The following is a 25,757-nucleotide window of genomic DNA, read 5'->3' on the forward strand; positions in this document are numbered from 1 at the left end:
CGACTCGCCCAAGGAGCGACAGACACATGCGGAAGAACAACAAGGCGCGCCTGGCACGCATCGCCGCGGCCGCGTTGGCGGCCACCTCGCTGACCCTTTTCGCCGGGCCGGCCTCCGTGGCGCACGCCGACGGCAAGGACCCGCACGAGGGAGCCAAGGGCACCCATATGGGCAAGCATTCCGGCATCGGCCTCCTCTCCCTGAAGTTCGTGAAGAACCACGCGGACCACAGGGACTCCCGGCTCTACGTGATGCGTGACGGATCCCCGGTCAAGAGCTACCGGGCCGGCTCCGGCTGGGGCGAGAGGGCCACGGACGAGTGCGCGGTCGAGCGGGGCTGGCTGCCCAATGGAAGCTACCGGATCGGCGGATACGAGAGGCGCTACAACGGCAAGCTGATCAAGGGCTATGCGATCAGCCTCAGTGGCACGGTCTGCAAGGACGGGAAGACCCCGCGCGACGGCCTGTTCATCCACAGCGAGATGACCCGCGACGGCGGTCGGGGCCGGGATGAGCACCAGCGCTGGGACGGCGTGAAGGACTACAACTCCAACGGCTGCGTCAAGCTCAGCCCGGACGACATCAAGGGGATGTACAAGTGGTTCGAGAAGAACGGATGGCCGAGGACCCTGAAGGTGGTCGGCTGATGCCCCGGTGCAAGTCGTGCGAGGGTAGCGGCGAGTGCCGTAAGTGTGACGGGACCGGTGAATTGGACGGCTTCTTCTCCAGGCCCAAGTGCGACGCGTGCGGCGGTGACGGCGTGTGCGACCCCTGCAAGGGCCGCGGCGAGGGCTGGAACTGGTGAACGGCGGCCGTCCCTTGCCCGGATAGCCGACAGGGCTCCGGCGGACGGCACCGCCGGAGCCGTACCGGCGGCGGCTACATCCAGATGGTGGCCGTCGCCACGACCCGTGCCTTCTTCGGCTGGGCCGGATCCCCGTAGCGCACCTCGAAGCGCGGGTGCGAACGGGTGAAGTCGCTGTCCACGAGGCGGACTTGGCTAGCGTGCCGCACCGTGCGCGTCGCGATGTCCGTGTCCAGGAAGAAGCCGAACTCGCCCGTCGCCGGGGCGTAGACGAAGAACTCGCCGCCCCTGTACGGGCGCTTCGCGACCTCGTCCGTCAGGACCAGCGACCAGTACCCGACGCAGTGCCCCGCCGGGCACATGAACCGGTACTCGGCGCGCAGGCCGTCCAGGTCCATCCAGCGGAAGGGGTTCTCCTCCGAGGCGGAGGCCGCCGCGGGGCGCGCCGACGGGGTCGCCGCCGACGCCCCCTGCGCGAAAGGCACGCTCAAGGCAGCCGTCGCCACGATCGCGGTGAGGGCGCGGAACGCGATACGGGATGACACGTCTCGTCTCCAGTCCTGTGAGTGATCGACTCGATACGAGACGTGATCATGGGCCTGCCCCGTGGCCCCCGCAAGGCCGGACCGTCCGATCCGGCCATGGCCTACCGGAGGGTCAGACCACGCCTTCGAGGGGGTTGGGGAGCATGAGGGCCGGGTTGCCGAAGAGGTCCGCCGCCAGCACGCCGTCCGCCAGGACCCTGACCGTACCGCCCAGGACGTTGGCGTCCACGTCCGCGTGGGCCGGGGTCGCCAGGGCCGCGCCGCCCAGGCCCAGCAGGACCGTGGCGGCGGCCGTCGTGAGGACGCGGTGGAGGGTGCGCTTCATGGAGTCTCCTCGTCGTGAGGCGGGCAGGCGGGCAGGCGGACGGATCGTCCGAGGCGATCTACCCCCGTGCGCCTGCCCCGACACGGCGTACGCCCCCGCGCCAAGGGGCGCGGGGGCGTACGGGCAAGTGCCGTGCGGGACGGGTTACTTCACGCGTTACTTCACGATCGTGATGCGGTCCGCCTTCGGCGGCGCCAGCGGCGACGCCTTCGACGAGTGGGCCGTCAGGTAGGCGACGAAGACGTCCAGGTCGGAGGGGCCGACGAGCTTGTTCGTGCCGTCCTTGAAGGCGGGGAAGCCGTCGCCGCCGCCCATCAGGAACTCGTTCGCGGCGACGCGGTAGGTCTTCGCCGCGTCCAGCGGGGCGCCGCCCACCTTCACCGACGACGCGACGATCCGGTCCGCGCCCTTCTTCGTCAGGTCCAGCGTGTAGGTCAGCGCGCTGCTCACCTGGAGGATCTTCGGCTGCTCCTCGTTGGCGCCGCTGACCTGCTGGCGCAGGACCGCGAGCACCTGGGCGCCGGTGAGGTCCTTGGTCTGCATCATGTTGGTGAACGGCTGGACCGTGAACGCCTCGCCGTACGTCACGACGCCGTCGCCCTCGCCGCCCGACGCCTTGTAGGCCAGGTCGGAGCGGATGCCGCCGGGGTTCATGAAGGCGATCTGCGCGCCGCCCTTGCCGGCCGGGGCCAGGGCCTCCACCTGGGAGTCGGTGATGACGTCGCCGAGGGGCTGTTCCAGGGCCTCCGAGCCGCGGCCGTTGATGTCGGCGGAGATGTAGCCGACGGGCTTGTTGGCGATCGGGGCCGCCAGGGTCTTCCAGCGGTCGATGAGCGCGGTCATGTCCGCGGCCTTGGGCTGGTCGCGGTTGACCACGTGGTTGCCGGTGCGCGGGCTCTTGACGGTCGTCCGGACGATGTCCTTGGTCCGGCGGTCGTACGTCAGCGTCGTGTCCGTGTACAGCCGGCCGAAGGAGGCCGCCGAGGTGACCGTGCGCGGGGCGCCGGACGGGTCGGGGATCGTGCAGGCGTAGGACTGGTGGGTGTGGCCGGTGACGAGGGCGTCGACCTTCGGCGTGACCTTCTTGGCGATGTCGACGATCGGGCCGGAGATGCCCGCGCCCGCGCCGGGGGTGTCGCAGTCGAAGTTGTACGAGCCGTTGGCGGGCATGCCGCCCTCGTGGATCAGCGCGACGATCGACTTCACGCCCTGGCGGTCGAGTTCCTTGGCGTACTTGTCGATCGTCTCGACCTCGTCGAGGAACTTCAGGCCCTTGACGCCCTCGGCCGTGACGACGTCCGGCGTGTGCTTGGTCGTGACGCCGATGAAGCCGACCTTCACGCCCTTGCGCTGCCAGACCGTGTACGGCTTGAGGATGGGCTTGCCGGTCTTCTCGTCGACGACGTTCGCGGCGAGGTAGGGGAAGTCGGCGCCCTGGAACTTCTTGCCCTTCTCGAAGCAGCCGTCCTTCGGGTGGCAGCCGCCCTTCTGCATGCGCGTCAGCTCGGCGCGGCCCTCGTCGAACTCGTGGTTGCCCACGGAGGTGACGTCGAGCTTGAGCTTGTTGAGCGCCTCGATGGTGGGCTCGTCGTGGAAGAGGCCGGACATCAGCGGGCTGGCGCCGATCATGTCGCCCGCGGCGGCGGTGATCGAGTAGTCGTGGCCCTTGCGCGCCGTGCGCAGCGAGTTGGCCAGGTACTCCACGCCGCCCGCGGGTATGACCTTCTTCGTCCCGTCAGCCTGGTTCTCCGTCACCGTGCCGGAGGAGCCCTGCGGGGGCTCGAGGTTGCCGTGGAGGTCGTTGAAGGACAGCAGCTGGACGTCCACGGTCCGGCCGTGGGCGTTGCCGTGCCCGTGACCGTGGCCGTACGACGCGGACGCCGCTCCGGCGGGGGCGGCGGTGGAGAGGACACCGGCGGTGGCGGCCAGGACGGCCGCCGTCGCGGTCAGCCGTCTTGCGAGGCGCTTCCGTGGCGGCGTCGCGTGCATTTGTTCCCCTTTGTGCAATTGACGAGAAGGCGTGCGTGAAGCGGGCATGGGGCGCGCATGAAGATCGCGTCACATGCGGTCTGCGGCAGCCTACGGTCAACGCGCGTAGTACGGCAGGTGGCGCGAGGTGACGAATCGGTAGCGCTTCGGTGCGTCATCGGCTTCCTCAACAGCCGCCACTGAACCGGAGCGTCGTAGGCTCGCCCCATGAGCGACGTGGTGAATGACGTGGACGTGAGCGGGCAGCGCCGGATCGAGGTGCTGGGGGAGCTGGCACCCGACGTGGTGGACGACGTGCTGCGGCTGATCGGCGAGGCCGCCGCCGCGGACGGGCAGCCGGCCGTCTCCGAGCAGGGGCGCCTTCAGCTCAAGGGGCGGCGCGAGGGCGTACGGCACGTCCTGCTGCGCGACGTGGACAGGAAACTCATCGGTTACGGGCAGCTGGAGGACAGCGACCCCGTGGAGGCCCCTGCGGGCGAGCTCGTGGTCCACCCCGACGCCCGGGGGCGCGGCCACGGGCGGGCGCTCGGCAGCGCCCTGCTGCACGAGTCCGGCAAGCGGCTGCGGGTCTGGGCGCACGGCGGCCACCCGGCCGCCCGGCACCTCGCGCAGGTGCTCGGGCTGAGCCTCTTCCGCGAGCTGCGGCAGATGCGCCGGCCGCTGGCCGGCCTCGACCTTCCCGACCCCGTGCTGCCCGAGGGCGTGACCGTACGGGCCTTCCGGCCCGGCGAGGACGACGCGGCGTGGCTCGCGGTGAACGCCGAGGCGTTCGCCCATCACCCCGAGCAGGGCTCGCTCACCCAGCGCGACCTCGACGACCGCAAGGCGGCGGACTGGTTCGACCCCGAGGGCTTCTTCCTCGCCGAGCGCGGCGGGGAGCTCGTCGGCTTCCACTGGACGAAGGTCCACGCCGCCGAGGAGCTCGGCGAGGTCTACGTGCTGGGTGTCCGCCCCGGCACCCAGGGCGGCGGCCTCGGCAAGGCGCTCACCACGATCGGCCTGCGGCACCTGGCGGCCAAGGGGCTGCCGACCGCGATGCTCTACGTGGACGCCGACAACATCCCGGCCGTACGGGTCTACGAGCGGCTGGGCTTCCTCACCCACGAGACGGACCTGATGTACCGCACCGAGAGCTGAGCCGCACCTTCACGGCACACCTTCACGCCATGTGCACGTTACCCGTGATTAAACCTCGGTTGCGAGCCTTGGCGAATGCAGCCCGCCGCGCCCAGCGCCCCCGAACGACGGCTCCGCGCCGCCCCCGCGTCGCCCTCCGGCGCGCCCGGGCGGCCCCCGGCGCGGAACAATGAAGACATGAGCCAGTCGTCCGGCGCACAGGCACATGACAACGCCGAGTCCCCCGAATCGGTGGGTTTCATCGCCGCCCACCGTCCGAAGGCCGCCGTGGTCGCGGGCGTGCCCCGGCTCGGGCCCGGTCTCGACGCGTACGAGATCAAGGATCTCGACGAGCTCGACGAGGGCGACGGCCACGTGGACGCCGAGCCGCTGCCCGACGGCCGCTTCCTGGACCGGGAGCGCAGCTGGCTCGCCTTCAACGAACGGGTGCTGGAACTGGCGGAGGATCCGGCCACGCCCCTGCTGGAACGCGCCAATTTCCTGGCGATCTTCGCCGGTAATCTCGACGAGTTCTTCATGGTCCGCGTCGCCGGCCTCAAGCGCCGCATCGCCACCGGCGTCGCCACCCGCTCCGCCTCCGGGCTCCAGCCGCGCGAGGTCCTGGAGCTGATCTGGACCCGCTCCCGGGAGCTCATGGCCCGGCACGCCGCCTGCTACCAGCAGGACGTCGCCCCCGAGCTGGCCGAGCAGGGCATCCACCTGATCCGCTGGAACGAGCTGACCGAGAAGGAGCAGGGCAGGCTCTTCACCCTCTTCCGGCAGCAGATCTTCCCCGTGCTCACCCCGCTCGCCGTCGACCCCGCGCACCCCTTCCCGTACATCTCGGGGCTCTCGCTCAACCTCGCCGTGGTCGTCCGCAATCCCGTGAGCGGCCATGACCACTTCGCACGCGTGAAGGTCCCCCCGCTGCTGCCGCGCTTCCTGGAGGTCTCCCCGCAGCGGTACGTCCCCCTGGAGGACGTCATCGCGGCCCACCTGGAGGAGCTCTTCCCCGGCATGGACGTGCTCGCGCACCACATGTTCCGGGTGACGCGCAACGAGGACCTGGAGGTCGAGGAGGACGACGCGGAGAACCTTCTCCAGGCCCTGGAGAAGGAGCTCATGCGGCGCCGCTTCGGCCCGCCCGTGCGGCTGGAGGTCGAGGAGACCATCGACCCGTACGTCCTCGACCTGCTCGTCCGCGAGTTGAAGATCAGCGACGCCGAGGTCTATCCGCTGCCCGGCCCGCTCGACCTCACCGCGCTCTTCGCCATCGGCTCCCTGGACCGGCCCGAGCACAAGTACCCCAAGTTCGTCGCGGGCACCCACCGCGACCTCGCCGAGGTGGAGTCCGCCTCCGCGCCCGACATCTTCGCGGCGCTGCGGGAGCGCGACGTCCTGCTGCACCACCCCTACGACTCGTTCTCCACCTCCGTCCAGGCGTTCCTGGAGCAGGCCGCCGCCGACCCGGACGTCCTGGCCATCAAGCAGACCCTCTACCGGACCTCCGGCGACTCGCCGATCGTCGACGCGCTCATAGACGCGGCCGAGTCCGGCAAACAGGTCCTCGTCCTCGTCGAGATCAAGGCCCGCTTCGACGAACAGGCCAACATCAAGTGGGCCCGGAAACTGGAGGAGGCCGGCTGCCACGTCGTCTACGGGCTCGTCGGGCTGAAGACCCACTGCAAGCTGTCGCTGGTGGTCCGTCAGGAAGGCGACACCCTGCGCCGCTACGCGCACGTGGGCACCGGCAACTACCATCCCAAGACGGCCCGGCTCTACGAGGACTTCGGCCTGCTCACCGCCGACCCGCAGGTCGGCGCCGACCTCTCCGACCTCTTCAACCGCCTCTCCGGCTACTCCCGGCGCGAGACCTACCGGCGGCTGCTCGTCGCCCCCAGATCCCTGCGCGACGGACTGATCTCCCGGATCAACAAGGAGATCGCCCACCACCGCGCCGGACGGCCCGCGTACATCCGCGTCAAGGTCAACTCGATGGTGGACGAGGCCGTCATCGACGCCCTGTACCGCGCCTCCCGCGCCGGGGTGCCCGTGGACGTCTGGGTGCGCGGCATCTGCGCGCTGCGGCCGGGCGTGGTGGGCCTCTCGGAGCACATCCGGGTCCGCAGCATCCTCGGCCGGTTCCTGGAACACTCCCGGGTCTTCGCCTTCGGGAACGGCGGCGAGCCCGAAGTGTGGCTCGGCAGCGCCGACATGATGCACCGCAACCTCGACCGCCGCATCGAGACCCTCGTCCGGGTCACCGACCCCGGACACCGGGCCTCCCTCAGCCGCCTGCTGGAACTCGGCGTCTCCGACCGCACGGCCTCCTGGCACCTGGGCCCCGACGGCAACTGGACCCGGCACGCCACCGACGCCGACGGCCGGCCGCTGCGCAATGTGCAGGAGATGCTCATCGACGCCCGGAGGCGCCGGCGTGGCTCACCGACCTCATGACCCGCCGGTTACGGTCACCGCGCCGGCGCCGACGCCCGCGCCCGGGGAGTACGAAGTGACGACGACGGAACGTTCCGTTTCCGGAGGACAGGCCGCGCTCCACGGCGGCGCCCCCGCCCCCCACGGACCGGAGGCGGCGACCGCCGGGGACGTCCTCTCCGGCTACCTCCACGCCCAGGCCACCGACTTCCTCCGCAGCCTGCGGCTGCACGGCGAGAGCCGCTCCGACGCGGAGGACGCGGGCGAGGCCGTCCGGATGCTGCGGCGCTCCGCGCGCCGCGTCGCCGGCGCGCTCCACGTCTACCGGCCGCTCACGGACGTCACCTGGACGGACCAGCTCCGCACCGAACTGGTGTGGCTCTCGGACGTCCTGGGCCGCGAACACGCCCACACCGCCCGGCTGGCCCGGCTGCGCGGCGCGCTCCACCGCCTGTCCGGCACGGACGGCACCCCGACCGTGGGCGCCGCGCGCGCCGGGGCCCTGCTGGACCGCCAGCTGACCCTGGCCCGTACCCGCGCCCACTCGGCGGCCCTCCAGGCCCTGGGCTCGGCGCGCTTCCACGCCGTCGCGGACTCGGTCGCCGTCCTCGCCTCCGAGGTGCCGCTCGCCCCCGCCGCGCACGAGGTGCTCGCCGGCGAGGCCCTGACCCGTCTGGCGGAGCAGATCCAGCGGCGGCTCACCGAGGCGGTCGACGAGCTGCCCCTGTCGGTGTCCGGCCTCCCGTACAACGCCGAGGCCCTCACCTGGGGCCTGGCCGCCACGCCCACCGTCGACGCCCCGCCCGCCGAGACCCGCCAGGACGCGCCCTGGCACCAGGTGCGCCGGCTGGTCCGGCTGCGGCGCTACGCCCAGGAGGTCCTGGACGAGCAGCGGCAGACGGAAGCGGAACCGTCCCTGTCGGTGCGGCTGCTCAGCGCCGGCCAGGCCCTGGACCGCCACCGCGACGCCGCCGAGGCCGCCGCCGCGGCGGCCTCGGCCGCCCGCACCCCGCGCATCGCCCCGGCGACGGCGTACGCCCTGGGCGTCCTCCACGCAGACCAGCGGCACGAGGTGGAGGCGGCGCGCTTCATGTTCGGCCGGATCTGGCAGCGGGTCTGATGGGCCGGGCCGCGACCGCCGTGGTGCGGGCCGCCGGGTGCGTCCTGTGGCGCCGGGCGCCCGGGGGCATCGAGCTGGCGCTCGTCCACCGACCGAAATATGACGACTGGTCCCTGCCGAAAGGCAAGCTCAAGCGGGGTGAGGACCCGCTGCTGGGCGCGATCCGGGAGGTCCTGGAGGAGACGGGCATGCACTGCGTGGTGGGGGCGCGGCTGCCCACGTCCCACTATCTGGCGGCGGGCCGCGCCAAGGAGGTCCGCTACTGGACGGCGGAGGCGACGGGGGGATTCTTCGAGCCGAACCGGGAGGTGGACCAGCTGTTGTGGCTCCCGCCGGCTGCCGCGCGGGCGCGTCTCACCAACGAGCGGGACCGGCCGCTCGTGGACGCGCTGTGCGGCGCGCTGGGCTTGCGCCCCTGACCCGCCCTTTCACCGTTTCCGAGGGGGCTCCGCCCCCTCGCACCCCCCTGGGGTCACCCACCCGGCGCCAGCGCGTCCCACCGGAGCGTCAGCTCGCCCTGCCGCCAACGGACCGGCCCGTCCACCACCGGCCAGTCCGCCCGCAACGCATCCGCGCACCGCATCCACCGCTGCCGCGCGCTGAGCGCCCCGTACGGGGCGAAGCCCGCCCACGCCCGGTCGAAGTCCCGCAGGAACGCGTGCACCGCCTCCCCCGGAACGTTCCGGTGGATCAGCGCCTTCGGCAGCCGTTCCGCCAGATCGGACGGCGTCTCCAACGACCCCAGCCGCGCCGCGAAAGTGATCGTGCGCGGCCCCTCCGGCCCCAGCGCCACCCACACGTGCCGGCGCCCGATCTCGTCGCACGTGCCCTCGACGAGCAGCCCGTCCGGCGCCAGCCGCCCGCACAGCCGTGCCCAGACGGCCGCGACCTCGCCCTCGTCGTACTGCCGCAGCACGTTCGCCGCGCGGATCAGCAGCGCCCGTCGCCCGGTGCCCCCGGGCAGGGGCACCTCGAAGCCCCCGTGGGCGAAGCTCAGCCCGTCGCGTTCGTACGGCTTGGCCGCCGCGACCCGCGCCGGGTCGATCTCGATGCCCACGACCTCCGCGTCCGCCCGCACCGTGCGCAGCCGTCCGAGCAGCTCGACGGCCGTCCACGGCGCGGCGCCGTAGCCGAGGTCGACGGCGACGGGGTCGGCGGAGCGCCGCAGGGCGGGGGCGTGGGTGGCGGCGATCCAGCGGTCCATGCGGCGGAGCCGGTTGGGGTTGGTGGTGCCGCGGGTGGCCGAGCCGATGGGGCGGACGGTCCTAGCCACGCCGGGAGCCCTCGCCCTCGTCCCACGCCCGCGTGTCGGAGACGTTCGCGGCGGCCTGCCGCCCCGCCTCGGCGGGGTCGCGCTCGCGCAGCGCGGCCAGCAGGGTCTCGTGGCCGACGGGGTCCGCGCCCTGGAAGCCGGACGTGGACCACGCCTCGGCCATGGCCGTCCGCAGCGGCCCGGCGAGGTTGCGGTAGAGCTCGGCGAGGAGCGCGTTGCCGGAGGCGTCGGCGACACCGGCGTGGAAGTCCCAGTCGGCGGTGACCCACGCCTCGAAGTCCCCGGCCTCCCACGCGGCGGTGCGCCGCCGCAGCGCGTCGGCGAGCGCGTCGAGCGCGGTGTCGTCGGCGCGCGCGGCGGCGAGGCGGGCGGCCTGCGCGTCCAGCCCCTCGCGCACCTCCAGGAGCTGGCCGAGGTCGCTGCCGCCGTAGAGGCGGGTCACCGCGCCGGACAGCTCGCTCTTGGCCTTGACGTACGTGCCGTCGCCGCGCCGCACCTCCAGCAGCCCGGTGTGGGCGAGCGCGCGCACGGCCTCGCGGACGGTGCCGCGCGCGACCTGGAGCCGGCGCATCAGCTCGGGCTCGGGCGGGATGCGGCTGCCGACGGGCCAGTCGCCGGAGGCGATCCGGGCCCGGATCCGTTCGATGACCTCGTCGGAGAGCGCCGGGCGGCGCACCGGTTCGAGGGCGGGGTCGGCGGGTTCGGCGGTCATGCGGCCACCGTACCGGCTGGGACCGGAGCACATCACACGTTGGACATCAAACGTCGGACGTCTTACGTTTGCTGTCATGTCCGCCACCCTGGCCGCGCCCACCCGCGCCCGCACCGGCCTCCTCACCTCCATCGCCGCCGTTCTCCTCATCGCCCTCAACCTCCGCCTCGGCATGAGCAGCGCCGCCGCCCTCCTGGACGCCCTCCGCGCCGACCTCGGCTTCTCGCCCCTCGTCGCGGCGCTGCTGCCCACGCTGCCGTCGCTCTGCTTCGCCGCCGCCGGCGCCGGTACGGGCACCCTGGCCCGTCGGCTCGGCGCCGAGCGCACGGTGCTGGCGGCCGTCGTCGCGCTGACCGCCGGGCTGGCGGTGCGGGCCGTACCGGCCACGTGGGCGCTGCTCGCCGGCACCGTGCTGGGGATGTCCGGGCTCGCGCTGTGCAACGTCCTGCTGCCGACGCTCGTGCGCACCCACTTCCCCGAGCGCGTCGGCCTGCTCACCGGCCTCTACACCACCACCCTCGCCCTGGGCGCCACGCTCGCCTCCGCCGTGGCCGTCCCCGTGGCCGGGGCCGTGGGCTCGCCGTCGCTGGGCCTCGCCGTGTGGGCGCTGCCCGCGCTGGCGGCGACGGTCGTGTGGGCCGCCTGGGCGGGCATACGGACGCCGGGTGCCGCCCCGGCGGCGGCGCCGACGGAGCGGATCTCGCCCTGGGCCATGGCCCGCACCCGTCTCGGCGCGCTGGTCACCGCCTACTTCGGCCTCCAGGCGCTCAACGCCTACGCGATCACCGGCTGGCTGCCCTCGCTGCTGTCCGGCCACGGCATGTCCGAGGGCGCGGCGGGCGTCGTGCTGGCGGTCGCCCAGGCCGTGGGCATACCGGTGTCCTTCGTGGTGCTGGCCCTGGCCAAGGGCCCGGCGGGGCTGCGCGGGGCGTTCGCGGGCGTCTCGGCGGCGATGCTCATGGGCTTCGCCGGGCTGCTGGTGGCGCCCATGGCGCTGCCCTTGGTGTGGGCGGTGCTGGTGGGGCTGGGGCTGTGCTCGTTCCCGCTGGTCCTCGCCGTGATCGCGCGGAGCGGCAGCGGGCCGGCGCAGACCACGGCGCTGTCCACGCTCTCCCAGTCCCTCGGCTATCTGCTGGCCGCGCTCGGCCCGCTCGCCGTGGGCCTGCTGCACTCCGCCACCGGCGGCTGGACCGCCCCCATGGCCCTGCTGCTGGGTACGGCGGCGGCCCAGCTGGCGGTCGGGATCGCCCTCACGCGAGGCCGGCCGTAGCGATTTGACCAGGGCTTTGCGTCACTGTTTGGTAAAGGGGAAATGGGAGCCGGTCCGTCCGGTGTTGCACCGTCGGACAGGCGATGGACGCCCCAGGGACGGTCCCTCAGCGGGCGGACGGAGGACACACGGTGAGCCAGTACGCATCCCGGCTCGGCGCCCGCCGCGGCCGTACGCTCGGCCACTTCGCCAAGCCCCAGCTCCGGCGCCTCGGCGCCCCCCGGCGCCCGCGCCGCGTGGCCATGCTCAGCGTGCACACCTCCCCGCTCCACCAGCCCGGCACGGGCGACGCGGGCGGGATGAACGTCTACATCGTCGAGCTCGCCAAGCGCCTCGCGGAGATCGACATCGAGGTGGAGATCTTCACCCGGGCCACCACCGCCGCCCTCCCGCCCACCGTGGAGCTGGCCCCCGGCGTCCTGGTGCGGCACATCGACGCCGGCCCGTACGAGGGCCTGGCCAAGGAGGAGCTCCCCGCGCAGCTGTGCGCCTTCACCCACGGCGTCATGCGCGCCTGGGCGGGCCACCGCCCCGGCTACTACGACCTCGTCCACTCCCACTACTGGCTCTCCGGCCACGTCGGCTGGCTCGCCGCCGAGCGCTGGGGCGTCCCGCTCGTCCACGCCATGCACACCATGGCCAAGGTCAAGAACGCCGCGCTCGCCGCCGGCGACACCCCCGAGCCCGCGGCCCGCGTCATCGGCGAGACGCAGATCGTCCGCGCCGCCGACCGGCTCATCGCCAACACCCGGGGCGAGGCCGACGAGCTCGTCCACCACTACGACGCCGACCCGGAGCGGGTCGCCGTCGTCCACCCCGGCGTCAACCTCGACCGCTTCCGCCCGGCGGGCGGCCGGGCCGCCGCCCGTGAGCGGCTGGACCTGCCCGCCGACGCCCTGATACCGCTCTTCGCCGGACGTATCCAGCCCCTCAAGGCCCCGGACGTGCTGCTGCGCGCTGTCGCGGTGCTGCTGGACCGGCGCCCGGAGCTGCGCTCGCGCATCGTCGTCCCCGTGGTCGGCGGTCCCAGCGGCAGCGGCCTCGCCAAGCCCGAGGGCCTCCAGAAGCTGGCGGCCCGCCTGGGCGTCGCCGACGTCGTCCGCTTCCGCCCGCCCGTCGGCCAGGACCGCCTCGCCGACTGGTACCGGGCCGCGTCCGTGCTGGTCATGCCCTCGTACAGCGAGTCCTTCGGCCTCGTCGCCGTCGAGGCCCAGGCGTGCGCCACGCCCGTCGTCGCGGCGGCGGTCGGCGGCCTGCCCGTGGCGGTGCGGGACGGGGTCAGCGGCTTCCTCGTCGACGGCCACGACCCGGCCGACTACGCCACCGCGCTCGCCCGCTTCGCCGACGACCGGGGTCTGGCCGATCGGATGGGCGCGGCCGCCGCCGACCACGCCCGCTCCTTCGGCTGGGGCGCGGCCGCGACCGCGACGGCGGACGTCTACACGGCCGCGATCGCGGAGCGCCGCCGGCGCTCGCGGTCGGCCCACGTCTGAGCGTTCCTACGGCCCCGTGGCCTCAGACGGGAGTCGTGGCCCGGGAGGCCCGTGCCACGGCGAAGAGGAACAGCCCGCAGGCCGTCACGAGCAGCCACCCGGGCCGGGACGCCCCGGCGAGGCCGGCGGGTCCGACGCCCGAGACCAGGCCCCCCGCGATCGCGATGCCGACCGCCGAGCCGACCTGCCGCGCGGTGGAGGTGATCGCCCCGGCCACCCCGGCACGGGACGGCGGCAGCCCGCCGACCGCGGTGTTGGTGATCGGCGCGTTGGCGAAGCCGAACCCGATGCCGATGAGCAGATACGCGAGCAGGACGGGCAGGACGCTCGCGCCCCGGCCGAGCCCCACCATGCACAGCCCGCCGGCGGTGAGGAAGCCGCCCGCGAGGACGAGCGGCCGTCGCGGCCCGAGCCGCCCCACCAGCGCGCCGGACCACGGCGCGCACACGGTGGCCCCGAGCGCCAGGGGCAGGGCCGCCGTGCCCGCCGCGAGCGGCGTCCAGCCGCGGGCGTGCTGGAGGTGGAACGTGGTGAGCAGCAGGGTCACGTTCAGCGCGACGAACACCGCCACGGCGCCGAGCGCCGCCATGGCGAAGGGCGGCCGCCGGAAGAGCCCGAGCTCCATCAGGGGCTGGGGCCGCCGCAGTTCGACGCGTACGAACCCGGCCGCCGTGACGACGATCAGGGCGTAGCCGGCCATCGCGAGGGGCGACGTCCAGCCGATGCGGGGTCCTTCGATGAGCACGCCGACCGACAGTCCCAGGGCCGCCGTGAGCAGCACCTGCCCGGGCAGGTCGAGTCGCCGGGCCCGCTCGCCCCGGGACTCCGGTACGAACACCGCGACCAGGACGAGCGCGGCGAGGACGACCGGCCCGTTGACCCAGAACACCGACCGCCAGCCGAACGCCGCGATGAGCCCCCCGCCCGCGACCGGCCCCGCCGCCATGCTCAGCCCGAACACGGCCGCCCACACGCCGATCGCCCGGGCCCGCTCCCGGGGGTCCGGCATCGCGTTCACGACGATCGCCAGCGCCACGGGACTCAGCATCGAGGCCCCCACCCCCTGAACGGCCCGTGCCGCCACGAGGAACCCGAGCGACGGCGCCACCGCGCACGCGAGCGACGCCACCCCGAAGACGCCCAGCCCTGCCTGGAACACGCGCCGCCGCCCGAACCGGTCCGCGAGCGCGCCGGACGCGATGAGGAGGGCGGCCAGGACCACGGTGTAGGCGTCGACGACCCACTCCAGGGCGCGCGTTCCCACGCCCAGCCCGCGCCCGATCTCGGGCAGGCCCACGTTCACGATCGTGGTGTCCAGGCCGACGAGGAACATGCTCAGCGCACAGACGACGAGCACGGTCCAGCGCCTGCGCGCGCTCAGTACGGGCGGGGTGGCCGAGGGGGCCGGGGATGTCGTGGTCATGGGCGCCATATTCGGAGCGGGTGGCAACATCCCCCTAACTTTTTTGCCGAAACCGCAACAGGCGCGGGTGGCCGGGGCCGGGTTTCCGTCGCCTCCCGGCGGGGTCGGCACGCCCGCCCCGCGCCGGGCCCCGGGGCGTCGCCTACGCTCGGCTCATGTCCGATGCGAAGACCACCGACGCGAAGACCACCATCGAGCACGCGCTCCGCGACGCGGGCCTCGAATGGGAGAGCCCGGCCGGCTCCGACGGCACGTACGTCGTCAAGCTCCCCGGCACGCGCAAGCTGTCGACGACCGTCTCCCTGGTCGTCGGCAACCACTCGCTGTCCGTCAACGCCTTCGTCGTCCGGTGCCCCGACGAGAACCACGCCGCCGTGCACCGCTGGCTGCTGGAGCGCAACACGCGCCTCTACGGGCTCGCGTACGCCGTCGACCGGCTCGGGGACGTCTATCTCGTCGGGCGGCTGCCGCTCGCGGCGGTGACGCCCGAGGAGGTCGACCGCATCCTGGGGCAGGTCCTGGAACACGCGGACGGCAGCTTCAACACGCTGCTGGAGATGGGTTTCGCCAGCGCGATCCGCAAGGAGTACGCGTGGCGCACGGCGCGCGGCGAGTCGACGCGCAACCTCGACGCGTTCGCCCGCCTGACGCGCGACGAGCAGACGCCGTAGTGCGCCGCCCCACCGGGCGTCAGGCCGAGGCCGCCTCGGTCTCGGCCTCGGCGGCCGGCTTCGCCGCGCCGACGGCGCTCTCCGCGGGGAGGCCGCGCATCAGCAGCCAGTACCCCGCGGCCGCCACCGAGCCGACGACCGCGCACCCCGCCCACAGCACGGCCGCCCCGAACGTGTCGATCACGAAGCCGCCCGCCAGCGGGGCGATCAGTGCCGCGAGGGACCAGGACAGGGTGTAGACGCCCTGGTAGCGCCCTCGCCCCTGGACGGGGGAGAGCCGCACGACGAGCCCCATCTGGGTCGGCGAGTTCACGATCTCCGCCAGCGTCCAGACGCAGATGGTCAGCGCGTACACGCCCAGCGAGCCCGCGAAGGCGGTGAGCCCGAAGCCGTAGCCGGCCAGCAGGGCGGAGATCACGAGCAGCCGCTGGGGGTCGCGGTGCTCGATGAAGCGGGTCACGGGGATCTGGAGGGCGACGATCAGGACGCCGTTGACGGCGATGACCATGCCGTAGTCGGCGCTGGAGAAGCCGGCCTCGCCCATGGCCACCGGCAGGGCCACCGAGTGCTGCATGAAGATCAGGGCCATCAGGAACGACAGCCCGACGACGCCCATGAAGCGACGGTCGCGCAGCACCGTCCCCAGCCCGACCGCGGGCCCGCCGGACGCGCCGTCCCCGCCGGGAACCGGCTCGGGACGGGTCTCGGGAAGCTTGAGGAAGACCAGGACCGCGCAGACGAGCGTCAGGACGGCCTCGCCGAGGAAGCCGATCAGATAGCTGTACTGGGCGATGGCACCGGCCGCGAGCGAGGAGAACGCGAAGCCCAGGTTGATGGCCCAGTAGTTGAGCGCGAAGGCGCGGACGCGGTCCTCGGGGGCGACGATGTCGGCCATCATCGCCTGCACGGCCGGGCGGGAGGCGTTGCTGGCCACGCCCACCAGGAAGGCGACGGCCGCGATCGCGGCGGGCTGCTCGACGAAGCCGAGCAGCGCCACGGTCGCGGCGGTGGACAGCTGGGCGATCAGCAGCGTGGGACGCCGGCCGAGCCGGTCGGTCATCACCCCGGCGCCCAGGGAGGAGACGACCTGGCCGAGCCCGTGCAGCGCGGCGACGAGACCGGCGTAGGAGGCGGAGTAGCCCCGGTCGACGGTCAGGTAGAGCGCCAGGAACGTGGCGACGAAGGCGCCCATCCGGTTGATCAGGGTGGACGTCCACAGCCACCAGAACGCCCGGGGCAGTCCCGAGACGCTCTGCCTCGCGGCCCTCCCGATACTCGCGACCGACATTCCGCGCCCCCCAAGGTAAGTGGTACCAAGCCACTCCGCACCTTACGTATATGAGCGTGTCCACGCCATCCAATTGACGATCGGCGTCAATCGTCCCGGGCGCGGGGCGCTCGCACGGTCGATTACGCTCAAGGGCATGGCCGACGCACCGTACAAGCTGATCCTCCTCCGCCACGGCGAGAGCGAATGGAACGCGAAGAACCTGTTCACCGGCTGGGTGGACGTCAACCTCAACGAGAAGGGCGAGAAGGAGGCGGTCCGGGGCGGTGAGCTCCTCAAGGACGCCGGCCTGCTCCCGGACGTGGTCCACACGTCCCTCCAGAAGCGCGCGATCCGCACCGCGCAGCTCGCGCTGGAGGCCGCCGACCGCCACTGGATCCCCGTCCACCGCTCCTGGCGGCTGAACGAGCGCCACTACGGCGCCCTCCAGGGCAAGGACAAGGCCCAGACCCTGGCCGAGTTCGGCGAGGAGCAGTTCATGCTCTGGCGCCGCTCGTACGACACCCCGCCGCCGGCCCTCGAGGACGGCTCCGAGTTCTCGCAGAGCGACGACCCGCGCTACGCCTCGATCCCGAGCGAGCTGCGCCCGCGCACCGAGTGCCTCAAGGACGTCGTCACGCGCATGCTGCCGTACTGGTACGACGGCATCGTCCCGGACCTGCTCGCCGGCCGCACCGTCCTGGTCGCCGCGCACGGCAACTCGCTGCGCGCCCTGGTCAAGCACCTCGACGGCATCTCCGACGCCGACATCGCGGGCCTGAACATCCCGACCGGCATCCCGCTCGCCTACGAGCTCGACGCCGACTTCCGCCCGGTCGTCCCCGGCGGCACGTACCTCGACCCGGAGGCCGCCAAGGCCGCCATCGAGGCCGTGAAGAACCAGGGCAAGAAGAAGTAACGAAGCGGAACGGGACAGGGCCCCCGCCCGCAGCCGGTGGCTGGGGGCGGGGGCCCTTCTCCACAGGTGAGTGACGTGCGTGGAGTCGTCAGCTGCAGCTTCCGCCGCACTGGCACGAGCCGCCGTTCTGGCAGCCGCACGAGCACCCAGGACCACACTGACAGCCGCTCATTCGGTCTCCTCCCTCGAAGGGGTGTCTGCCTCCACCCAGTCAAGGACCGGCCGGAGCGACCGTCAATGCTCACCACGTACGTATGTACGGACCAAGTGGGGGCGTACAGGCGCACGGAGGGGGCGCCGGGGCGTGCGGGGGGTCAGTCCGTTTCGGTCGTGCCCTGGGTGGTGCCACCGGACTGGGCGATCTCGTCCGCGTGCTCGCCGGTCACCAGGTAGACCACGCGCTTGGCCACCGACACCGCGTGGTCGGCGAAACGCTCGTAGTAGCGGCCCAGCAAGGTCACGTCGACGGCCGTCTCGATGCCGTGCCGCCAGCGGTCGTCCATCAGGTGCTGGAACAGCGTGCGGTGCAGCAGGTCCATGGCGTCGTCGTCCTGCTCCAGCTGGAGCGCCAGGTCCACGTCCTTGGTGATGATCACCTCGGCCGCCTTGGCCATCAGCCGCTGGGCGAGCTGGCCCATCTCCAGGACCGTCGAGTGGAGGTCCCGGGGGACGGCCGTCTCCGGGAAGCGCAGCCGGGCCAGCTTGGCCACGTGCTGGGCGAGGTCGCCGGAGCGCTCCAGGTCCGCGCTCATGCGCAGCGAGGTGACGACGATCCGCAGGTCCGTGGCGACCGGCTGCTGCCGCGCCAGCAGGGCGATCGCCCGGGCCTCCAGATCCCGCTGGAGGTCGTCGACCCTGGCGTCCGCCGCGATCACCGTCTCCGCCAGCTTGAGATCCGCGTCCAGGATCGCCGTGGTGGCGCGCCCGATCGCGGAGCCGACCAGCCGGGCCATCTCGACGAGGCCCTCGCCGATCGAATCGAGCTCCTCGTGGTACGCGTCCCGCATGTCCGTCCTTCTCTCAACCTTGGTGGTGCCGGGGCCGGTAGTCCGGCCGTGACCTCCACGTTCCGGCCGGAACGCGACGGCAGACGGCCACCGGAGTGAACCGGTGCTGGCCTGAAGGTGAACTCTTGGCAACGGGTGTTCGAGGCGCCCCCCATTTGGCTGTGGTTGTGTCGGCGCACCCGCATAACCTGGACTCATGAACCTGGACGCGGCCGTCGCCGCAGCGGCGGCGATCGCCGGAGTGTGCACCGGCGTGATCGCCATGCTGGCGTTCCGCTGGAGCGAGCGCGACCAGGCCCGTCCCACCCGTAGTTCCCTCCACACCGACGCCGTGCTGCCGCCCGGCGTCGACACCGTCCTCTCCGTCCTGCGCTCCTCCGCCGTCGTCCTCGACGAGGCGGACGCCGTCGTGAAGGCCAGCTCCGCCGCCTACGCCCTCGGGCTGGTGCGCGGCGGCAAGCTCGCCGTCGAGCCCATGCTCCAGATGGCCCGCGACACCCGCCGGGACGGCGAGATACGCCAGGTCGAGCTCGACCTCCCCCGGCGCGGCACCGGGCGCGGCGACGCGCTCGCCGTGTCGGCCAGAGTCGCGCCGCTCGGCTCCCGGCTCGTCCTCCTGCTGGTGGAGGACCTCACCGAGGCCCGCCGCATCGAGGCCGTCCGCCGCGACTTCGTCGCCAACGTCAGCCACGAGCTCAAGACGCCCGTCGGCGCGCTCTCCCTGCTCTCCGAGGCCGTCATGGACGCCTCCGACGACCCCGAGGCGGTCACCCGCTTCGCCGGCCGCATGCAGATAGAGGCCACCCGGCTGACCAACCTCGTCCAGGAGCTCATCGACCTCTCCCGGGTGCAGTACGACGACCCGCTCGAGGACTCCGAGCCCGTCCGGGTCGACGAGCTCGTCGCCGAGGCCGTGGACCGCTGCCGCCAGAGCGCCGCCAGCAAGCAGATCACCATGGCCACCGGAGGCACCGCCGAGCTCCACGTCTGGGGCAACCGGGGCCAGCTCGCCGCCGCCCTCGGCAACCTCGTGGAGAACGCGGTCAACTACAGCCCCGCCCGCACCCGCGTCGGCATCGCCGCCCGCCGCGTCGCCGCCCCCGGCGGCGACCTGATCGAGATCGCCGTCACCGACCAGGGCATCGGCATCTCCGAGAAGGACCGCGAGCGCGTCTTCGAACGCTTCTACCGCGTCGACCCCGCCCGCTCCCGCGCCACCGGCGGCACCGGCCTCGGCCTGTCCATCGTCAAGCACGTGGCCGCCTCGCACGGTGGCGAGGTCACCGTCTGGAGCGCCGAGGGCCAGGGCTCCACGTTCACGCTGCGCCTGCCCGAGGCGGGCGCGGCCCGGGACCGCGAGCGGCCGCGCACGGGCGACACCCCAGACGAGCCCGCCGACGAGACCTTCGCCGGCGAGCACCTCCCCCTGCCGGGGGTCCGGCCGTGACCCCCGGCACTCCCTCTCCGTACGTCCCGTACTTCCTGTACTCCCCGTACTTCCCAGAGAACCGACCGGAGGCCGCCTCGTGACCCGAGTGCTCGTCGTCGAGGACGAAGAATCCTTCAGCGACGCGTTGTCCTACATGCTCCGCAAGGAGGGCTTCGAGGTCGCCGTCGCGGCCACCGGGCCCGACGGCCTGGACGAGTTCGAGCGCAACGGCGCCGACCTGGTCCTGCTGGACCTGATGCTGCCGGGCCTGCCCGGCACCGAGGTCTGCCGGCAGCTGCGCGGACGCTCCAACGTGCCCGTGATCATGGTGACCGCCAAGGACAGCGAGATCGACAAGGTCGTCGGCCTGGAGATAGGAGCCGACGACTACGTCACCAAGCCCTTCTCCTCCCGCGAGCTCGTCGCCCGCATCCGCGCCGTGCTCCGGCGCCGAGGCGAGCCCGAGGAGGTCACCCCCGCCGCGCTGGAGGCCGGCCCGGTGCGCATGGACGTCGACCGGCACGTCGTCACCGTCGCCGGCGGCAAGGTCGACCTGCCGCTGAAGGAGTTCGACCTCCTGGAGATGCTGCTGCGCAACGCCGGGCGCGTCCTGACCCGGATGCAGCTGATCGACCGCGTCTGGGGCGCGGACTACGTGGGCGACACCAAGACCCTCGACGTCCACGTCAAGCGCCTGCGCGCCAAGATCGAGCCGGACCCGGGGGCGCCGCGCTACCTGGTCACGGTGCGGGGCCTCGGCTACAAGTTCGAGCCGTAGGCCGGGCCCGGGCCCAAGACCTGCGGGTATGCGAAAGGGGCCCGGAAGCCGTGCGGCTTCCGGGCCCCTTCGCGTGCGTCAGTGGCCCGCGTGCTGCTGGCCGCCCTGCGGGGTGGCCGAGGCGCCCGTGCCGGCGCCCGGCTTGGTGCCGGCCTGGTGGCCGGCGCCCTGCGGCTGGCCCTCGGCCGCGCCGGCCGGGGCCGAGGGGGCCGAGGCCGCGCCCGAGGGGGCGCCCGGCGTGCCGCTCGGCTGGGCGGCGGGGGCCTGCGGGCCCCAGTCCTTGTAGAAGCTCTTCGCCGGGACGACGAACGCGGCGATCTTCACCTCACCCGTGGAGCTGAAGTCGAAGGACAGCCGCTGCGTCGCGCCGTCCTTCAGGCCCTCGCGCCCCTTCGGCAGCACCGCCGACGGGTTGTCCTTGCCGCCCAGGACGATCGAGCCGCCCGCCGGCACGACGACCGGGCCGGAGCCCTTCGCCGGGGCCAGCGTCACGGGCGAGTCCAGGCCCGCGAGCTTGATCGAGCGCAGCTCCTGGTCCTTGCGGCCGTTGTTGAAGACCTTGCCCGTGACGACCGCCGGGCCACCGGCCTTGAGGTCCTGCTGGGTGATCACATTGACGTTCTGGAGCTTGATGTCGCCGACCGAGGTGGCGGCGTTGTCCGGCTTGACCTCCAGCGTCTGCGCGCTGTTGCCCGCCGCGCAGGCGGAGAGCGAGGCGACCGAGACCACGAGGGCGGAAGCGGCGAGAGCGCCGCGTCGAAGGCTGCTGCTCACGGCGGCGGCATCTCCTTGGACGAGGTTCACGTACGAGGTACGTACGGGATAAGGGTCTGTGTCAGCGGGCTTAGGTTACCGAGCCGTCCTGCGGCCTCCGCACCCGACCCGCCCCCATGGTCAACTCGGCGCCGTGGCGGCCCCACGGCCGAATATCAACCACCGCCGGAAGATCGGCCGCCACGGAACGTCCGGCCGGGTGACGCGAGTGAATATCGGCAATGAATGCGGGAGGCACCGGGAAGGGCCTTCCGGAATTGATCAAGTCCGACTTGATCAATTCCGGAAGGGAAGTCCGGAAGGGCTCCGCGCCCCGAACGGAGTACCGGAAGTCGGCCGACCGGAGCCCGGCAAATCGGGACGTTCGGCCGCTCGCGGGGCCTGTCCGACAGGCGTAACGTGGGCGTTTCGCCTGACCCGGACAACCGCTCCGACCTGCGAATACCTGCTTCCGGAAGGGCTCCGCAGCACGTTCCGGTTGCTGTTGTCAAGCCCCGAGATATGCCCTGACCTGCGGAAACGCCATTCAGAACGGACAGTTCCCGTGTTAGACTGGATAGCCACGGAAGGGGTACCTGTCACATGACGTTCAAGGTTGGCGACACCGTGGTCTATCCCCATCACGGGGCCGCGCTGATCGAGGCCATCGAAACTCGCCAGATCAAAGGCGTGGACAAGACCTACTTGGTGCTGAAGGTCGCCCAGGGTGACCTGACGGTTCGGGTGCCGGCGGACAATGCCGAGTTCGTCGGTGTTCGCGATGTGGTCGGCCAGGACGGGCTTGACCGGGTCTTCGAGGTGCTCCGCGCACCGTACGCCGAAGAGCCGACGAACTGGTCCCGTCGCTACAAGGCAAATCTCGAGAAGCTCGCGTCCGGCGACGTGATCAAGGTCGCCGAGGTCGTTCGCGACCTGTGGCGGCGTGAGCGTGAGCGCGGTCTTTCCGCAGGTGAGAAGCGCATGCTCGCCAAGGCGCGGCAGATCCTGGTGAGCGAGCTCGCCCTCGCGGAGAGCACCAACGAGGACAAGGCCGAGGCCCTGCTCGACGAGGTTCTCGCGTCCTGACGACGTACAGCACAGGTGCCGGCGGCTTCGCCCCGCAACTGGCTTCATAGAAGTGCCGCGGTGCCCGCGTGATGACCGAGGTCATCCGGCGGGCGCTGCGGCGTCTTCGGCTCTACAGCTCTGCGCTTTACGAGTCTGCTCACAAGTCTGCGCTTTACGAGCTCCGCAGCGCGCGCTTGGCGTGCCGGGCCCGGGCAGCCGGCCCGACCAGTCGTCACGGAAGGGGCTGGTCGGGGCATCGTGCCCGGCACGCTGAGGCCATACCCAATTCGGCCGAGGAAGCAAACCTGAACGCCAACGCAATGTCTGATCGAGGCAGCTCTCAGACCATTTCGCGCACCGCCGTCGTCATTCCCGCCGCGGGCCGCGGCGTCCGGCTCGGACCGGGCGCCCCCAAGGCCCTGCGGGCCCTGAGCGGCACCCCCATGCTGGTCCACGCGGTACGGGCCATGGCGGCCTCCCGCGCGGTCTCGCTCGTCGTCGTGGTCGCCCCGCCGGACGGTGCCGCCGAGGTCCGCAACCTCCTCGACGCCCATCCGCTGGCCGACCGCGACAGCACCCGCACCGACGTCGTGGTCGTCCCCGGCGGCGCGACCCGCCAGGAGTCCGTCCGGCTGGGCCTCGCGGCCCTGCCCGCCGACGTCACCACCGTCCTCGTCCACGACGCCGCCCGGCCGCTGGTGCCCGTCGACACCGTCGACGCCGTCGCCGCCGCCGTCCGCGGGGGCGCGCCCGCCGTCGTACCGGCGCTGCCGCTCGCGGACACCGTCAAGCAGGTCGAGCCGCGCGTCGGCGAGCGCGCCGGCGAGCCGGAGCCCGTGGTGGGCACGCCCGAGCGGGCGCTGCTGCGGGCCGTGCAGACGCCGCAGGGCTTCGACCGGGCGACGCTCGTCGAGGCGCACGAGAAGGTCGCCGTGGAGGGCGAGGGCGCCACGGACGACGCCGGTCTCGTGGAGCGGCTCGGTGTCCCCGTCGTGGTCGTGCCCGGCCACGAGGAGGCGTTCAAGGTGACCCGGCCGCTGGACCTCGTCCTGGCCGAGGCCGTACTCGCCCGCAGGAGGGCCAACGATGGTTTCTGAGACCCCCCGCCCGGTGCTGCCCCTCGTCGGCGTCGGCACGGACGTCCACGCCTTCGAGGAGGGCCGCGAGCTGTGGTGCGCGGGCCTGAAGTGGGAGGGCGCGAGCCACGGGCTCGCGGGCCACTCCGACGGCGACGTCGCCGCGCACGCCGCGTGCGACGCGCTGTTCTCCGCGGCCGGGCTCGGCGACCTCGGCGCCCACTTCGGCACGGACCGCCCCGAGTGGTCGGGCGCGTCCGGCGTCACGCTCCTGACGGAGGCGGCGCGGATCGTCCGCGCGGCGGGGTTCGAGATCGGCAACGTCGCCATTCAGGTGATCGGCGTGCGGCCGAAGATCGGGAAGCGGCGGGAGGAGGCGCAGGCGGCTCTTTCGGCGGCGATCGGGGCGCCCGTGGCGGTTTCGGGCACCACGACGGACGGTCTCGGGCTGACGGGCCGGGCGGAGGGCTTGGCAGCCCTCGCGACGGCGCTCGTGTACCGCGTCTGACGCGGCGTCCTCACACGGGGCCCGGGGCGGAGCCCCGGTTTCGGGAAGGGGCGGGTCAGGGGAGAGAACCACGGACAACCCCCCGCCCCGGAAGGACCACCCGTGTCTGCCGTGCTCTCCGAGGACCTCAAGAAGTACATCGACGACAACCCCGCCTTCGTCACCGTCGCCACCGTCCAGCCCGACGGCAGCCCGCAGCTCTCCGTCACCTGGGTCAGGCGCGACGGCGACGATCTGCTGATCTCCACGACGGTCGGCCGGCGCAAGGAGCGCAACCTCCGCCGCGACCCCCGTGTCACCGTCCTGGTCAACCCGCCCAACGCGCCGTACACCTACGCCGAAGTGCGCGGCACCGCCGACATCACCACCGAGGGCGGTGACGAGCTGATCGACGAGCTGTCGCGGAAGTACACCGGCAAGGACTACGCCGACTTCAACCCGGCCGCCAAGGACGACGCCCAGCGCGTCGTGGTCCGCATCACGCCGCGCAAGGTCGTCGGCTCGCTCTAGCCGGCTCGCTCCGGTCGGCCGGCTTCAGCCGGCCGCTCCAGGGGTACGAACCTCAGCCGCCCTCCGACCGCACGGCTCCCACCCGGTCGGAGCGCCGCGGCTCGTTCAGCAGCGGCAGTCCGTCGAGCGCGGGCGCCGTCGCGCTGTGGCGGACGTCCTCCATGCTCTTGCGGAGCGCCGAGCGCAGCCGCCTGCCGAGCGGGCGCTCGACGTAGCGGTGCAGGAGCCAGGCGGCGCCCAGCATCACCGTGATGAGCCCGGCGACGAGCGGCAGCGGGGGGACGGCCTCGCGCAGGGCGTAGATGATCGTCATCCCGATGTACTGGTGGAGCAGGTACATCGGGTAGGTGAGCGCGCCCGCCGTGGTCAGCCAGCGCCACCGCACCCGGTCGAAGGTGCCCAGCGCCACCAGCGCCATCACGGCGAAGATCACGAAGACCATGGCCTGGGCGGGGAAGAGCGCGGTCGGGTGGTTGGCGTTGTCGTGCACCCGCTTGGCCACCTGGTGGTTGGCGAGCAGGTACGAGATGACGACGATGCCCCAGAGCAGGGCCGTGGGCCGGTAGCGGTGCATGAGGTAGTAGGCGATGCCCGCGACGAAGTACGGCGCCGCGAAGGGCGTCGCCCACAGGGTGAGCAGCTTGCTGTCGGCCGTCGGGGCGATGGCGGCGGCCAGGGTCCAGACGCCGCAGAAGATCACGCAGCGGCGGTAGGTGACGCCCCTGGCCACGACGAGGGCGAAGAGCACGTAGAACTTCAGCTCCACGAAGAGCGTCCAGTAGACGCCGTCCACGTCCCAGACGCCCAGTCCCTGCTGGAGCATGGTCAGGTTGGTGAACACCTGCTCCGGGCCGGCCACCGAGCGGACCTGGGGCCACAGCAGGACCACGCCGCCGGTCAGCAGGATCGCCACCCAGTAGGCGGGGTAGATCCGCGCGGCCCGGGACACCACGAAGTCGCCGAGGGGCCGGCCCCAGGCGCTCATGCAGATGACGAAGCCGCTGATGAGGAAGAAGATCTCCACGCCCAGCCAGCCGTAGCGCGTTATCGGCTCGATGCCGGGGAACAGCAGACGCGGGTCGCGGTTCCAGCCGCCGTTCAGACTCGTGTAGTGGTACAGCACGACCATGAGGGCCGCGAGCAGACGGAGTCCGTCCAGGATGCAGAGCCTGGGAGCAGGCCCACCCGGTCGGACGCCATCGTTTCCGCCGCCGCTGGCGAAACGCATGTCGTCCTCTCCCGTTGGCTGTCGGCCCGCTGCGCT

The 25,757-nt window shown here is 72.6% G+C and carries 25 protein-coding genes; 15 read left to right on the forward strand and 10 right to left on the reverse strand.

Annotated features, from left to right (window positions below):
• The first annotated feature begins 26 nt into the window (after nt 1–26).
• The gene (locus tag ACX9I7_RS20175) at nt 27–647 is read left to right on the forward strand and encodes a L,D-transpeptidase (protein WP_459388091.1); all 621 of its coding nucleotides are present in this window, start codon (nt 27–29) and stop codon (nt 645–647) included.
• Nucleotides 648–879: 232 nt separating this feature from the next.
• Here ACX9I7_RS20175 and ACX9I7_RS20180 read toward each other — a convergent pair whose 3' ends face one another.
• The 3 genes from ACX9I7_RS20180 to ACX9I7_RS20190 all read right to left on the reverse strand — a co-directional run bounded on the left by ACX9I7_RS20180 (nt 880) and on the right by ACX9I7_RS20190 (nt 3,664).
• Entirely contained in the window at nt 880–1,350 is a 471-nt protein-coding gene (locus tag ACX9I7_RS20180; RefSeq protein WP_459388092.1) for a hypothetical protein, read from the reverse strand.
• Between the two features lie 112 nt (nt 1,351–1,462).
• A complete protein-coding gene (locus tag ACX9I7_RS20185; protein WP_459388093.1) occupies nt 1,463–1,675 on the reverse strand; it encodes a hypothetical protein in 213 nt (70 codons plus the stop codon).
• Nucleotides 1,676–1,831: 156 nt separating this feature from the next.
• The gene (locus ACX9I7_RS20190) at nt 1,832–3,664 is read right to left on the reverse strand and encodes a bifunctional metallophosphatase/5'-nucleotidase (protein ID WP_459388094.1); all 1,833 of its coding nucleotides are present in this window, start codon (nt 3,662–3,664) and stop codon (nt 1,832–1,834) included.
• Between the two features lie 207 nt (nt 3,665–3,871).
• On the opposite strand from ACX9I7_RS20190, the gene mshD reads away from it, so the two are divergent.
• From mshD to ACX9I7_RS20210, 4 genes are all read left to right on the forward strand, one after another.
• Nucleotides 3,872–4,801 carry a mycothiol synthase gene (gene mshD, locus ACX9I7_RS20195; protein ID WP_459388095.1) on the forward strand — a complete coding sequence of 310 codons (930 nt, stop codon included), beginning with the start codon at nt 3,872–3,874 and terminating at the stop codon, nt 4,799–4,801.
• 177 nt (nt 4,802–4,978) lie between these two features.
• Nucleotides 4,979–7,237 (forward strand): RNA degradosome polyphosphate kinase, encoded by a 2,259-nt coding sequence (locus tag ACX9I7_RS20200; RefSeq protein ID WP_459388096.1) that lies wholly within the window; start codon nt 4,979–4,981, stop codon nt 7,235–7,237.
• Nucleotides 7,179–8,336: a CHAD domain-containing protein gene (locus ACX9I7_RS20205; protein WP_459388097.1), complete on the forward strand. Its 1,158-nt coding sequence runs from the start codon at nt 7,179–7,181 to the stop codon at nt 8,334–8,336. The genes ACX9I7_RS20200 and ACX9I7_RS20205 overlap by 59 nt, the downstream gene beginning before the upstream one ends.
• Nucleotides 8,336–8,755, forward strand: a complete 420-nt coding sequence (locus tag ACX9I7_RS20210) for an NUDIX hydrolase (protein WP_459388098.1) — start codon at nt 8,336–8,338, stop codon at nt 8,753–8,755. Before ACX9I7_RS20205 ends, ACX9I7_RS20210 begins: the two co-directional genes overlap by 1 nt.
• 53 nt (nt 8,756–8,808) lie before the next feature.
• Here the strand turns inward: ACX9I7_RS20210 and ACX9I7_RS20215 are convergent, their stop codons facing one another.
• Entirely contained in the window at nt 8,809–9,609 is an 801-nt protein-coding gene (locus ACX9I7_RS20215) for a methyltransferase domain-containing protein (protein WP_387575567.1), read from the reverse strand.
• Nucleotides 9,602–10,321: a FadR/GntR family transcriptional regulator gene (locus ACX9I7_RS20220; RefSeq protein WP_459388099.1), complete on the reverse strand. Its 720-nt coding sequence runs from the start codon at nt 10,319–10,321 to the stop codon at nt 9,602–9,604. The genes ACX9I7_RS20215 and ACX9I7_RS20220 overlap by 8 nt, the downstream gene beginning before the upstream one ends.
• 76 nt (nt 10,322–10,397) lie before the next feature.
• On the opposite strand from ACX9I7_RS20220, the gene ACX9I7_RS20225 reads away from it, so the two are divergent.
• Both ACX9I7_RS20225 and mshA read left to right on the forward strand, forming a co-directional pair.
• Entirely contained in the window at nt 10,398–11,591 is a 1,194-nt protein-coding gene (locus ACX9I7_RS20225) for an MFS transporter (protein WP_459388100.1), read from the forward strand.
• Between the two features lie 131 nt (nt 11,592–11,722).
• Nucleotides 11,723–13,084 carry a D-inositol-3-phosphate glycosyltransferase gene (gene mshA, locus ACX9I7_RS20230; RefSeq protein WP_387575561.1) on the forward strand — a complete coding sequence of 454 codons (1,362 nt, stop codon included), beginning with the start codon at nt 11,723–11,725 and terminating at the stop codon, nt 13,082–13,084.
• A 22-nt stretch (nt 13,085–13,106) separates the two neighbouring features.
• Here the strand turns inward: mshA and ACX9I7_RS20235 are convergent, their stop codons facing one another.
• Entirely contained in the window at nt 13,107–14,507 is a 1,401-nt protein-coding gene (locus ACX9I7_RS20235; RefSeq protein WP_387575559.1) for an MFS transporter, read from the reverse strand.
• Nucleotides 14,508–14,662: 155 nt separating this feature from the next.
• On the opposite strand from ACX9I7_RS20235, the gene ACX9I7_RS20240 reads away from it, so the two are divergent.
• Nucleotides 14,663–15,178, forward strand: a complete 516-nt coding sequence (locus ACX9I7_RS20240; RefSeq protein WP_387575557.1) for a type III secretion system chaperone family protein — start codon at nt 14,663–14,665, stop codon at nt 15,176–15,178.
• 19 nt (nt 15,179–15,197) lie between these two features.
• Here the strand turns inward: ACX9I7_RS20240 and ACX9I7_RS20245 are convergent, their stop codons facing one another.
• Nucleotides 15,198–16,466: an MDR family MFS transporter gene (locus ACX9I7_RS20245; protein ID WP_387575555.1), complete on the reverse strand. Its 1,269-nt coding sequence runs from the start codon at nt 16,464–16,466 to the stop codon at nt 15,198–15,200.
• Between the two features lie 136 nt (nt 16,467–16,602).
• Between ACX9I7_RS20245 and ACX9I7_RS20250 the strand changes: the two genes are divergently transcribed.
• Entirely contained in the window at nt 16,603–17,364 is a 762-nt protein-coding gene (locus ACX9I7_RS20250) for a phosphoglyceromutase (RefSeq protein ID WP_126915459.1), read from the forward strand.
• A 314-nt stretch (nt 17,365–17,678) separates the two neighbouring features.
• Here the strand turns inward: ACX9I7_RS20250 and phoU are convergent, their stop codons facing one another.
• The gene (gene phoU / locus ACX9I7_RS20255; protein ID WP_358634343.1) at nt 17,679–18,371 is read right to left on the reverse strand and encodes a phosphate signaling complex protein PhoU; all 693 of its coding nucleotides are present in this window, start codon (nt 18,369–18,371) and stop codon (nt 17,679–17,681) included.
• A gap of 196 nt (nt 18,372–18,567) precedes the next feature.
• On the opposite strand from phoU, the gene ACX9I7_RS20260 reads away from it, so the two are divergent.
• Both ACX9I7_RS20260 and ACX9I7_RS20265 read left to right on the forward strand, forming a co-directional pair.
• Nucleotides 18,568–19,818 (forward strand): sensor histidine kinase, encoded by a 1,251-nt coding sequence (locus ACX9I7_RS20260; protein ID WP_358634341.1) that lies wholly within the window; start codon nt 18,568–18,570, stop codon nt 19,816–19,818.
• Between the two features lie 79 nt (nt 19,819–19,897).
• Nucleotides 19,898–20,578, forward strand: a complete 681-nt coding sequence (locus ACX9I7_RS20265; RefSeq protein ID WP_015035162.1) for a response regulator transcription factor — start codon at nt 19,898–19,900, stop codon at nt 20,576–20,578.
• A gap of 78 nt (nt 20,579–20,656) precedes the next feature.
• Here the strand turns inward: ACX9I7_RS20265 and ACX9I7_RS20270 are convergent, their stop codons facing one another.
• Nucleotides 20,657–21,352 (reverse strand): DUF461 domain-containing protein, encoded by a 696-nt coding sequence (locus ACX9I7_RS20270; RefSeq protein WP_387575552.1) that lies wholly within the window; start codon nt 21,350–21,352, stop codon nt 20,657–20,659.
• Nucleotides 21,353–21,934: 582 nt separating this feature from the next.
• Between ACX9I7_RS20270 and ACX9I7_RS20275 the strand changes: the two genes are divergently transcribed.
• From ACX9I7_RS20275 to ACX9I7_RS20290, 4 genes are all read left to right on the forward strand, one after another.
• Nucleotides 21,935–22,417 (forward strand): CarD family transcriptional regulator, encoded by a 483-nt coding sequence (locus ACX9I7_RS20275; RefSeq protein WP_009716930.1) that lies wholly within the window; start codon nt 21,935–21,937, stop codon nt 22,415–22,417.
• 302 nt (nt 22,418–22,719) lie between these two features.
• Nucleotides 22,720–23,496 (forward strand): 2-C-methyl-D-erythritol 4-phosphate cytidylyltransferase, encoded by a 777-nt coding sequence (gene ispD / locus ACX9I7_RS20280; protein ID WP_126915462.1) that lies wholly within the window; start codon nt 22,720–22,722, stop codon nt 23,494–23,496.
• Nucleotides 23,486–23,983, forward strand: a complete 498-nt coding sequence (gene ispF / locus ACX9I7_RS20285; RefSeq protein ID WP_387575549.1) for a 2-C-methyl-D-erythritol 2,4-cyclodiphosphate synthase — start codon at nt 23,486–23,488, stop codon at nt 23,981–23,983. Before ispD ends, ispF begins: the two co-directional genes overlap by 11 nt.
• 102 nt (nt 23,984–24,085) lie before the next feature.
• On the forward strand, nt 24,086–24,493 hold the full coding sequence (locus ACX9I7_RS20290; protein WP_387575547.1) for a PPOX class F420-dependent oxidoreductase: 408 nt from the start codon (nt 24,086–24,088) through the stop codon (nt 24,491–24,493).
• Between the two features lie 52 nt (nt 24,494–24,545).
• Here ACX9I7_RS20290 and ACX9I7_RS20295 read toward each other — a convergent pair whose 3' ends face one another.
• On the reverse strand, nt 24,546–25,721 hold the full coding sequence (locus ACX9I7_RS20295; protein ID WP_387575545.1) for an acyltransferase family protein: 1,176 nt from the start codon (nt 25,719–25,721) through the stop codon (nt 24,546–24,548).
• Nucleotides 25,722–25,757 lie beyond the last annotated feature (36 nt).

This window comes from Streptomyces sp. L500 (genome assembly GCF_054551825.1).